Here is an 11,338-nt window from a genome sequence, read left to right as displayed (position 1 = left end):
GCAATGAGGTTATGAGCAAGTAGCGTAAGCGAATTGCGAATATCCGCTTTGACTTGAAATCGATAGTAACTTATAATATACTATGTTCAAGAAATCGTGGAATAAATAAAAGAAGAGGTGATACTATGTCCGGTTCAAGTTTCGGATCAATTTTTAAAATAACAACTTGGGGAGAATCCCATGGAAAAGGTATCGGCGTTGTTGTTGACGGGTGTCCTGCAGGTCTTACTCTAAATGAAGAAATGATTCAGATATTTCTAAATCGTCGAAAACCTGGACAAACGAAATATTCAACTCCAAGAAAAGAAGATGATCTCGTAACAATCCTATCTGGTGTTTTTGAAGGAAAAACTACAGGTACCCCAATTTCCATGATGATAACGAATGAGACTGCTCGTTCTGTGGATTATAGCGAGATAGCAAACTATTATAGGCCTGGTCACGCAGACTATACTTTTGATGCTAAATACGGTTTTCGTGACTATCGTGGGGGTGGACGTTCCTCTGGACGTGAAACAATTGGACGTGTAGCGGCAGGTGCAATCGCTGCTACCCTCTTAAAAGAACTAGGTATCGAAGTTTTTACTTATACCAAATCCATTGGTCCTATTCAGATTGATTATCATAAGTGCCAAAAAGAAAACTTAACTTTAAGTCCTCTTTACATGCCTGATTTAGAAGCATCTGGGAAAGCAGAAGATTATCTGGAACAATGCATTCACAATTTAGATTCCAGCGGTGGTATGATTGAATGCATTATATCTGGAGTTCCAGCAGGTATTGGCGAGCCGGTATTTGATAAATTAGACGCACAGCTAGCAAAAGCGATATTCTCCATTGGTGCCGTAAAAGGTTTTGAGATTGGATCTGGTTTTGAAGTGGCAAAACAGCTAGGTTCCGAAAATAATGATGGGTTGGCGTATGATGAAAATGGTAAACTCATCAAATTAACCAATCATTCTGGTGGTATCCTTGGAGGGATCAGCGATGGTTCTGAAATCATCTTTCGTGCTGCAATTAAACCTACTCCTTCCATAAAAAAAGAACAACAAACCGTTAATAAATCAGGTGAGAACATAAACGTATCTATAAAAGGTCGTCATGATCCGATCATAGTTCCAAGAGCAGTTGTTGTTGTTGAGGCTATGGCAGCCTTAACTCTTGCAGATCTATTATTGATGGGGATGTCCTCAAAATTAGATAATGTAAAGAAAATCTATCAAAAATAATGAAAAAAGCATGCTTTATGAGTTTTTTATTACCATGAATAGGAAAAAACATTCTACGAACATTTCCATATCATGAATAATAGAAAAAAGGCAAAGGAAAGATGTAATAAACTTAATCTTTCCTTTGCCTTTCATAAATTTATAGTCCTTGCTTACTAATATTATCAATGGTACGAATGATATGTTCATGCGCAAGTGTTTCTGCTTTCACACCGTCTCTTTGGCGAATTGCTTCTAAGATAGCAGTATGCTCTTCATTTGATTTTTCTGCACGCTCATGTTTTGATAAGGTAATTTTACGAATGCGTTGAACATAATGATGAAAATCAGAGAGTACATGTTTTAGTATTTTACTGTTTGAAGCCTCATAAATTAACTCATGAAATTTATTATCTAATTCCAAAACCTGTTCATGATGTTGCTTCTTTATATGAAATTCTGACAGATAGACCACTTCTTCTAACTCTAAAAGCTGATCTTCCGTTATATTCTCACATGCCCATCTGGCACATAAGCCTTCCAGATAAGACCTGATTACGTAGATATCCTGAATGTCTTTTTCTGTGATACCAGTAACATAAGCCCCTTTGTTCGGAATGATATTCACCAAACCTTCTAACTCTAGTTGTCTTAAAGCTTCTCTAACCGGAGTTCTACTAACTCCCAATTCATTTCCTATCGTATTTTCTTTTAATTCCTCATGTTGAGTATATTTCCCCGATAAAATATCCTCTCTGATACGGTTAAACACTCTACCTCTTAGCGAGTATTTATCCGCTCCTAAATTACCCTCATGTTGTAGTTCTTTGCTATCCACGAAAAACTCCTCCTGTGCACGTCGCACCTTAACAATTTCTTATAAAGGCGTACTTTTTGCGCCGTCAATCTGGAACATGTATTTAGTTCCGATAATATAACGCAAGTAAGACAACCCCGTTGTCATTAACTTTTTTACAACGAGATTGTCATTTATCTATGTTACATTGCTTCAATTGTCTCCATAATATAATCAGCGAATTCTGCACCGGTTGCTCCGGTGTCACGTCCAGTTATCACTAATTTCTTCTCGGTAACTGTACAGATATCAAGTGCTTGATAAAGTTTATCTGCTTCTTTGCCATATCCAATATGTGCAAGTAACATCGCACCAGCACGAATTACGCTACAAGGATCGGCGTACTGGTCTCTGCCTTCCTGAACCATTCTAGGTGCAGAACCGTGAATTGCTTCAAACATCGAATAACGTTTCCCGATATTGGCACTTCCAGCAGTACCAACTCCTCCCTGAAACTCTGCTGCTTCATCCGTAATAATATCACCGTAAAGGTTTGGAAGAACCATAACTTGAAAATCTTTTCTTCTCTTCTCATCTATAAGTTTCGCTGTCATAATATCAATATACCAATCATCTGCTGTGATATCTGGATAATCCTTTGCAATTTCACGGAAGATATCTAAGAACTTTCCATCTGTAGTTTTAATGATATTCGCCTTTGTTACCGCTGTTACTCTAGTTTTACCATTTGCTTTTGCATATTCAAATGCAGCTCTTATAATGCGTTCTGTTCCTTGGCTTGTTACTACGGTAAAGTCCACACCTAAGTCCTCGGTAACATGGATACCCTTACTACCAACCGCATAAGCACCCTCTGTATTCTCACGATAGAAGGTCCAATCAATTCCTTGCTCTGGGATTCTAACCGGTCTAACGTTAGCGAATAAATCTAATTCCTTACGCATCGCTACATTCGCACTCTCAACATTTGGCCATGGATCGCCTTTTCTAGGTGTTGTTGTTGGTCCTTTTAAAATAACATGACATTCTTTTAATTCTTTCAGAACATCTACAGGAATTGCAGCATGCTCTGCTGCTCTGCGCTCGATTGTTAAGCCATCAATTACCTTAAATTCTATTTTACCCTTTGAGATATCATCTTTCAGTAGGTATTCCAGAATTCTTTGTGCCTGGTTGGTAATCGCTGGGCCGATTCCATCCCCACCACACACACCGATAATTATTTTATCAAGTGCTTGATAATTTAAAAAATCTCCTTGTGCCTTCATAACTTCAACACGTTTTAATTGCTCCTCAAGGAGCTTTCCGAATGCTTCTTTTGCAGCTGCTATCGAATCCATAGTCATCTTCATATCCTCCTGTCACTATCCGAGATTACATCTCTAACTGTTATCATAGAATTAATCCAATGTTACATTTATGTTTGGTAAATCTACATTACTCTCTATCATGTACGTATTTATCATCTCGACTAACTCTGCATCAGTCATAACAGTGATACGTCCCTCTTCATACTCCTTATCTACTAACAATTTAATTTTGTTCACCAAAGGATTTGATTTGTCTAGCATGGAATCCCCTTTTAATTTGTAGTAGGTATTAATCCAGTGAGCAATTCCTGCTAAACCCGAAGTATTGGAAACAGAAACCAAAACCGGACGATTTAAAAACTTTTCTGTATCAAATATATTATAAATCTCCTCATTTTTCAAGAGACCATCTGCATGAATTCCTGCACGAGTCACATTAAAATTCTTCCCAACAAATGGAGTTCTATGAGGAATCTTATAACCAATCTCTTTCTTAAAGTACTCGGCAAGCTCGGTTATTACGGTGGTATCCATACCATCTAAGCTGCCTTTTAGCTGTGCATACTCAAATACCATAGCTTCTAAAGGGGTATTTCCTGTTCTCTCACCAATACCAAAGAGCGAGCAGTTAACTCCACTTGCTCCATATAACCATGCAGTCGTTGAGTTCGTAACAGCTTTATAAAAATCATTGTGTCCGTGCCACTCTAATTGTTCCGATGGTACGCCTGCATGAGTAAGTAAGCAATAAATAATTCCCTGTACACTTCTTGGTATTACTGCACCTGCAAAGTTTATTCCATAACCCATGGTATCACATGCACGAATTTTTACTGGAATACCATATTCAATACCGAGTTTCATTAATTCAAAACAGAAAGGAATTACAAACCCATGAATATCAGAGCGCGTAATATCCTCCAAATGGCATCTTGGAGCAACTCCCGTTTCCAAACACTCTCTAACTATACTTAAGTAATGCTCCATTGCCTGACTTCTAGTCATCTTCATCTTATAGAAAATGTGATAATCAGAGCAACTAACTAAGATTCCTGTTTCCTTAATACCAAGGTCTTTTACTAATTCAAAGTCTTTCTTGCTCGCACGAATCCAAGAGGTAACCTCAGGAAATTCATAGCCTCGTTCCATACATTTGTAAACAGCATCTCTATCTTTCTTACTATATAGGAAAAATTCGCTAGCTCGGATGATACCATTTGGACCACCTAGTCTATGTAAATAATCATATATCGTTACAATTTGTTCCGTCGTATATGGAGCTCTTGATTGCTGTCCATCACGAAATGTTGTATCAGTAATCCAGATGCTCTCCGGCATATTATGAGGTACAATACGATCATTAAAAGCGATCTTAGGTATCTCATCATAAGGAAACAAGTTGCGGAAAACATTTGGCTGCACTACAACTACTAATTCATAAATATGCTCCTCAAGAGACAATAAATTATTATGATAATTCATGTAAACTTTACGATTCTCCATTGCGCTCTCTCCTATACTTCAAATATTTTTGTTCCATTGTATACAATAATACCTTTCATGTCAATAAATTATTATATTTATATTTTTTCATTGTATATCGATTATTTATACATATCATAATAAAAGTTATACTTAGTATGGTATTATTATCAGTAGTATTCTTTAACCGTTTATTTTAAATATAACTTTTTTAAGACGTTAGTTCACGAGTCTTGTGACATCTAACGTTCTGAACTAATAATTTGTGATTTTTATAAAAAGTTTGTAACGAATTTGATTCCTACCAGTCTTAATTAGGAAAGCGAGGTGAGAAAGTGTCTGAATTCGACAAAATATATTCCGATTACTTCCATATTGTCTATCAATATATATATTCCTTATGCAGGGATGCTAATGTTGCAGAGGAGATAACGCAAGAAACTTTTTTTAAGGCAATGAAAAGTATTAACTCCTTTCGTGGTGACTGTAAACTAAGAGTCTGGCTATGCCAGATAGCAAAAAATACTTTTTATACTTATTATGATAAAGCGAAGAAGCAACAAGATGTCTCTGTTTTGATACAACCGATAGAAGAAGATTTTGAAAAAAATTATATCAACAAAGAAACTGCCTACGAAATCCATAAGGTGTTACATGGCATGGAAGAACCATATAAGGAAGTATTTACACTTAGAGTTTTTGGAGAATTATCATTCCTTCAAATAGGAGACCTATTTGATAAATCAGAAAGCTGGGCACGTGTCACATATTATCGTGCAAAATTAAAATTAAAGGAGAAAATGGTATGAATAAATCATGTGATATCGTAAGGGACTTAATCCCCTTATATTTAGATAATGTATGTAGTCAAGAAAGCCGTAGATTTGTAGAAGAACATGTGGAACACTGTGAATCGTGCAAAAAGGAATTAAGTGAAAATAGAATTGAATTTGATAGTATGACGTTTAAATCAGATAAGGAAGAGGTGGAAACAATGAAAAAAATCGCGCATAAGTGGAAGAAGGATAAAAGCATATCTTTTATGAAGGGAATATTTTTCACATCATTATTGGCAACGGTAGCTTGTCCTATATTATATAATATCATTGGCTCTAAAGTACTAGAGGATGGGATGCTTGTTGAACCATTTGCACTTATTCCACTGGCTTACTTGTTTTTATTAATTACAATTATTTCAGGAATCATTCTCGCTATTAAAAGCAGAATAAGAAGCAATCAGTAGAACTAATTTAGATTTAAAATGCGTTGTAATGTTGTACTGTCAGTAAATTATAAAGGGCTTTTGCAATTTTTGCAAAAGCCTCTTTCTTATTCTTTAGAAAACTGATCAATACGCTGTTTCATTGTTTTATTAAAGTTTGTTACCTTTCGATCATAAGTTTCTTCCATAAATCTACTTTCCAAGAGGAAGTCTGCTGTCGCAAGGTTATTTGCAATTGGAATATCATAGACTACTGCAATACGTAGTAACGCTTTTACATCAGGATCATGTGGCTGAGACTCTAGTGGATCCCATAAAAATATAATAAAATCAATATTTCCTTCTACAATACGTGCACCAATCTGCTGATCACCACCAAGAGGACCACTATTAAAAGCACGTACCGGAAGTCCAGTCTTCTCGGCTATTAATTTCGCTGTGGTACCAGTTCCGCAAAGAAAATGTTTCTTTAATACATCTTTATGCTTCTCTGCCCACTCTACAATTTCTTTTTTCTTACCATCGTGTGCAACCAATGCGATATGCTTTGTTTTGTCCATGGTAAAATAGATATAATCATCCTCTAACATATTGTTCTCCTTTGTCACTCTAGTATAGTATTCTGTCCAAAGTTACCATTCTCATAACCAAATTTATTACGATCTTTTAAGAAAATATCCAACCATTCCTTCTTCAATTGACAGAATTACAATACTTTCTTCTAATTATCATATCAAAGTTAAAAGGTTGTTTCAAGCAGTATTTCAAATACAAAACACTTCCTTTTTTAAATAAAAAATGATATGATTATTGTACTTGAAAGAAAAGAGGTAACGCTATGAGCCAGAATATTATTGTTGTAGCACTTGGTCGAAGTGCATTTGGTGAAACCTTCCCAGAACAACGTGCAAATGTGAAAAAAGCTGCATGTGCAGTTGCTGATCTTGTTGATGCGGGATATCAGGTTGTTATTACACACAGCAATGGTCCTCAGATTGGTATGGTACATACCGCCATGACAGAATTTAGTCGTCTGGATTCGAAATATACAGTAGCTCCTATGTCAGTTTGTGGTGCCATGAGTCAAGGATATATCGGATATGATTTACAAAGTATGATACGTACGGAGTTACTCCTACGTGGTATTTATAAGCCTGTTTCTACAATTATTACACAGGTAAAAGTTGATCCATTCGATAAGGCATTCTCTCAACCATCAAAAATTATCGGTAGATTTATGACAGAAGCTGAGGCTGCGAAAGAAGAAAAGAAGGGTAACTACGTGGTAAACCAGGACAAGGGATACCGCCGTATCATTGCTTCTCCAAAGCCTATGGATATTTATGAAATTGATGCAATTAAAGCACTTGTCGATGCAAATCAAATTGTCATCGCTGGTGGTGGCGGTGGAATTCCAGTATTAGAACAAGGTCCAGTACTAAAGGGTGCTAGCGCTATTATTGAAAAAGATTTAGTAGCAGCAATGTTAGCAAATCTTTTAAATGCATCTACCTTACTTTTCTTAACTGGTGTAGACAAAGTTGAATTAGATTATGGAAAAGAAAATGCAATACCACTCGATACTCTTTCCGTATCCGATGCCACAAAGTATATGGAAGAAGGTTATTTTGAAGAAGGTGCAATGCTTCCTAAAATCGAAGCAAGCGTTGATTTTGTAAGCTCTGGCAATGGTCGTCGTGCAATTATTACTAATCTTGAGAAAGCGCTTGAAGGGTTGTCTCATAAGACAGGTACTATCATAGAGTAACATATTATAAAAACCTGTAAGTTATCCACTTATAACTTACAGGTTTTACTTTTTAGTCAAAGCGGATATTCGCAATCCGCTTACGCTACTTGCTCATAACCTCATTGCCACTACGTGGCATTTTAAAACAGGGAAGTCACCCGCTTACAGAAGCGGGGGACTTCCCTGATGAGGTTAAGCTATAGTATCAACATTAATCCGCAATTTCTAATGATACCACTCTTTAGATATCCTTGATTAATTGCTATATAGCGCCTCTTAATAAAGTTAGATTGAAACATCTTTAGATACTCTTCCACGATGGACTTTTGATGTCTTTGTAAGTCCTCATGAAAAAAATGCAAAAATTCTTCTGCTTGGTCGCGATTTTTAGCTAGTGTTAGCTTTTGATCTTTGATTGACGACATTCGCCTACGAACGTAAGAAGAAAAATTTATACTGCCAACAACATTGGCGGAATGTTGCCTGTAATCAAGCGTAGCTTTTGGTAAATAACTAATATGCCCAAACGCTGCGGCGATTAACGCCAACCACCAATCATGATATCTTGCAGCATTGGGAGTATGGGAAAGATAATATTCAAACGCTCGATTAATCATAATCGTACATCCGATGCATTTATTTTCCATTAAAAGGTGTGCTAAATCAATCTTATTTAAATTAAAATGTTGTGTCTTTATAAAAGATTCCGAGATCTCATTAAGATTTTCATCCGCAATCACCGCATCCGTAAATACCAGCAGAGGTCGGTCAACACCATAACGTTTTTCCATCTGTTCCATACGCTTTAATGTTTTGCTTACCTTATCATCATGCCATACATCATCCTGATCACAACACATAAAGTATGTTGCCTCTTTAAAATGCTCCATTACCGTTTTAATTCCATTCAGAAAGTTCTTGGTAACACCTAGGTTGCGATGGTTTTTATAAAGGTGCAAATTGTTCTCATAGCGATGTTTATATTCTGCTAATATCTGAATGGTTTCATCAGAAGACCCATCATCAAAAACATGTAATACAATATTTTGATGATTGCAAGTCAATATAGAATCTATTTGCTCTCTTAAGTATTTTTCACCATTATAGGTGCTCATTATGATATCTACCCTACTCATTTAATACCCATGCCTTTCTATGGCCTGTTCACTCTTAGCTGCAGGCACAATATTTGGACAGTGAATTATTTCGTTATTCACTGTGTGTGAAAATCTTTCATCACACTATTTCCAATATGACTTATTCATACTAAGCCATACTTTGAATGGCTGTGGTAATAATCGATGTTGCTTTCCAAGAAGATAACCCAAGTATTTAAATCCACTTTCCAGTATAAAATCAATCAATTCTATATATTCTCTTTGATCTATCAAATAATCAATTGTTTGCTTTACTAGCTTCGTGCCTTCCTTTTCAGAAGAGATATTTTTAAATATCGATTGATATTCCTCTTGTGAAACGCCTAAATCAAAATTTCTTCGAAGTTGTTGTATCCATGAGTAATGATGACTATGAGTTACCGTAGCTTTACTTGCATAATAAACCTTATACCCAGCCTTAATTATTCCTGCTGCATAAATCATATCTTCATTAAATATTGTTCTTGCAACAAATCCTCCTAAATCCTCATAGACTGACTTACGGTATGCTGCACACACATTGGAACAAAAGTAAGTTTTGATTCCAAGGCGACTCAAATCTTCTTTCGACTTTATTTGATCTGTGGATGGATAATTGAATATTCTAGTATATTTTTCAACTACCGTAGCATTTTGTGCTGCTTCCTGTCTTCCATAAGTGACTGCGACTTCCTCCATCTTGAATGGTTCTATTAGATTTTCTAATAGATGTTCATTATTTGGAATCGCATCTTGTGTCATAAATATCATATATTCCGAATTTGATAGACTAGCGCCATACGCTCTTGTACCGCCATGGTCAAATTCTGACTGCTCTATTGGTATTAAATGAATGTTCACAGTTTCACTTCCTGCGACTTTCGTACGTGAGACCAATTCATCAACTCTTTTTTTAATTGTCTCTGTTGCGTAGTCCGGCAATACCTCTGTATTAAGAAGCCATATATTCTTAGGCTTTATGGTTTGTTTTAATAACTGGATTAATAGCTTATCAAACTTTTTGTCCGGTCGAAATAGCGGTATTATAACATCCAGATTCTTATTTTGATCCATTGTTCTTCATCCCATTCCTTTGTTGGTTTATTCATGATTATATCCAGACAGATAAATCTCATTCTTTATTTTAGAAAACAATTATGTATAATCCATCTAATTATATGCTAGAACATAGCGTCCGTCAAGAAGTCTCCCGTACCTCATTTGCTTTCTCTATGCTTCTAGCACATAATGACCTGGTGCTCGCTCAATCAATCTTTGGGTATCTCTCCCCTTATATTTGTCTGAAACAATATCAATTTCTCCTCCTTTGTGTTTGTCTGAAACAATATCAATTTCTCCTCCTTTGTATTTGTCTGAAATAATATCAATTTCTTTTCCCTTGTTTTTACTTGAATTTATATCAAAATTTATATTCTGATAGCTTGATTTCAACTCACTTTTGTTACCATTTAGATTCCCTTTTTTCTCCGTTATCATTCTTGGTAATGGATCAGGCTTTGGGATGGAGGAAATTAACATCTTAGTATATGGATGTAAGGGGGTTTTAAAAAGCTGATTCGTGGGTGCTATCTCAACAATCCTTCCATGATAAAGTACTGCAATGCGGTCTGTAAAATATCGCATTACTGACATGTCATGCGATATAAAAAGGTAAGTTAATCCACGGTTTTTCTGAAGTCTCTTCATCAGATTTAATATCTGTGCCCGTACTGAAACATCTAATGCTGAGATAGGTTCATCTGCCACAATAAATCGCGGTTCCATAATAAGCGCCCTCGCAATACCAATTCTCTGTCGTTGACCTCCAGAAAATTCGGTTGGATATCGATTTTTATACTCAGGCCGTAAGCCAACCTCAAGCATCGTTTTATCAATCAGCCTCTCCCTCTCCGAATTTGATATCGCTTGATTCGTAACAAAAAGCCCCTCACCAATAATATCTGAAACTTTTGCCCGTTCATTTAGGGATGCCATTGGATCTTGAAAAATCATTTGCATTTCATGACATAACGTTCTTCTAATATCCGCGGATAGTTTCTGATTAATTTTCATGCCTTTATATGTTATGTCCCCTTCTACTGTATCAATCATTCGCATAATTGCTCTTCCTATCGTAGTCTTTCCTGAACCAGACTCTCCCATAAGGCCAAAGATTTCTCCATTTTGAATCGAAAAGCAAGCTTTCTTTACTGCCAGAGTTTCTCCTCTTTTCCCACGATTCCCCCCATACCCGATTGATACCGAATTTAAACTTAATAATTCTTCCAAAATAGAGGCCTCCAGCTCAAAGTTTAAATACTTAGGATAACAGCATAGTCAAAGTACATCGAATTTTAACAAAGTATAAATCCATTGAATTTCAGACAATACAATTACATAAGATTTCAACAAA

At 36.0% G+C, this 11,338-nt stretch carries 11 protein-coding genes; 4 read left to right on the top strand and 7 right to left on the bottom strand.

The window, feature by feature from the left end:
- Positions 1–125: 125 nt before the first annotated feature.
- Positions 126–1,229 (top strand): chorismate synthase, encoded by a 1,104-nt coding sequence (gene aroC / locus RTP52_RS09165; RefSeq protein WP_312370729.1) that lies wholly within the window; start codon positions 126–128, stop codon positions 1,227–1,229.
- A gap of 139 nt (positions 1,230–1,368) precedes the next feature.
- Here the strand turns inward: aroC and RTP52_RS09160 are convergent, their stop codons facing one another.
- The 3 genes from RTP52_RS09160 to RTP52_RS09150 form a co-directional block, all read right to left on the bottom strand.
- Positions 1,369–2,046, bottom strand: a complete 678-nt coding sequence (locus tag RTP52_RS09160) for a GntR family transcriptional regulator (protein WP_312099969.1) — start codon at positions 2,044–2,046, stop codon at positions 1,369–1,371.
- A 161-nt stretch (positions 2,047–2,207) separates the two neighbouring features.
- Positions 2,208–3,377: an isocitrate/isopropylmalate family dehydrogenase gene (locus RTP52_RS09155; RefSeq protein ID WP_331661246.1), complete on the bottom strand. Its 1,170-nt coding sequence runs from the start codon at positions 3,375–3,377 to the stop codon at positions 2,208–2,210.
- A 48-nt stretch (positions 3,378–3,425) separates the two neighbouring features.
- Complete coding sequence (locus tag RTP52_RS09150; protein WP_312370726.1) at positions 3,426–4,838, bottom strand: 2-isopropylmalate synthase; 1,413 nt, start codon at positions 4,836–4,838, stop codon at positions 3,426–3,428.
- Between the two features lie 314 nt (positions 4,839–5,152).
- On the opposite strand from RTP52_RS09150, the gene RTP52_RS09145 reads away from it, so the two are divergent.
- Together RTP52_RS09145 and RTP52_RS09140 are read left to right on the top strand one after the other, a co-directional pair.
- Positions 5,153–5,626: an RNA polymerase sigma factor gene (locus RTP52_RS09145; protein ID WP_312099973.1), complete on the top strand. Its 474-nt coding sequence runs from the start codon at positions 5,153–5,155 to the stop codon at positions 5,624–5,626.
- Positions 5,623–6,060: a DUF3955 domain-containing protein gene (locus RTP52_RS09140; protein WP_312099974.1), complete on the top strand. Its 438-nt coding sequence runs from the start codon at positions 5,623–5,625 to the stop codon at positions 6,058–6,060. The genes RTP52_RS09145 and RTP52_RS09140 overlap by 4 nt, the downstream gene beginning before the upstream one ends.
- 86 nt (positions 6,061–6,146) lie before the next feature.
- Here RTP52_RS09140 and RTP52_RS09135 read toward each other — a convergent pair whose 3' ends face one another.
- On the bottom strand, positions 6,147–6,629 hold the full coding sequence (locus RTP52_RS09135; protein WP_312099975.1) for a methylglyoxal synthase: 483 nt from the start codon (positions 6,627–6,629) through the stop codon (positions 6,147–6,149).
- A gap of 248 nt (positions 6,630–6,877) precedes the next feature.
- On the opposite strand from RTP52_RS09135, the gene arcC reads away from it, so the two are divergent.
- On the top strand, positions 6,878–7,807 hold the full coding sequence (arcC, locus tag RTP52_RS09130) for a carbamate kinase (protein WP_312370724.1): 930 nt from the start codon (positions 6,878–6,880) through the stop codon (positions 7,805–7,807).
- Positions 7,808–7,986: 179 nt separating this feature from the next.
- On the opposite strand, the gene RTP52_RS09125 is transcribed toward arcC, so the two are convergent.
- The 3 genes from RTP52_RS09125 to RTP52_RS09115 form a co-directional block, all read right to left on the bottom strand.
- Positions 7,987–8,925 carry a glycosyltransferase family 2 protein gene (locus RTP52_RS09125; protein ID WP_312370721.1) on the bottom strand — a complete coding sequence of 313 codons (939 nt, stop codon included), beginning with the start codon at positions 8,923–8,925 and terminating at the stop codon, positions 7,987–7,989.
- A gap of 105 nt (positions 8,926–9,030) precedes the next feature.
- Positions 9,031–9,999, bottom strand: coding sequence for a glycosyltransferase (locus RTP52_RS09120; protein ID WP_312370719.1), 969 nt, complete (start codon positions 9,997–9,999; stop codon positions 9,031–9,033).
- A gap of 156 nt (positions 10,000–10,155) precedes the next feature.
- On the bottom strand, positions 10,156–11,214 hold the full coding sequence (locus RTP52_RS09115; RefSeq protein WP_312370717.1) for an ATP-binding cassette domain-containing protein: 1,059 nt from the start codon (positions 11,212–11,214) through the stop codon (positions 10,156–10,158).
- Positions 11,215–11,338 lie beyond the last annotated feature (124 nt).

Origin of the sequence: Lachnoclostridium sp., assembly GCF_031997925.1 — a bacterium.
Classification (GTDB): Bacteria; Bacillota; Clostridia; order Lachnospirales; family Lachnospiraceae; genus Lachnoclostridium.
This window is presented reverse-complemented; position numbering and strand designations above follow the sequence as displayed.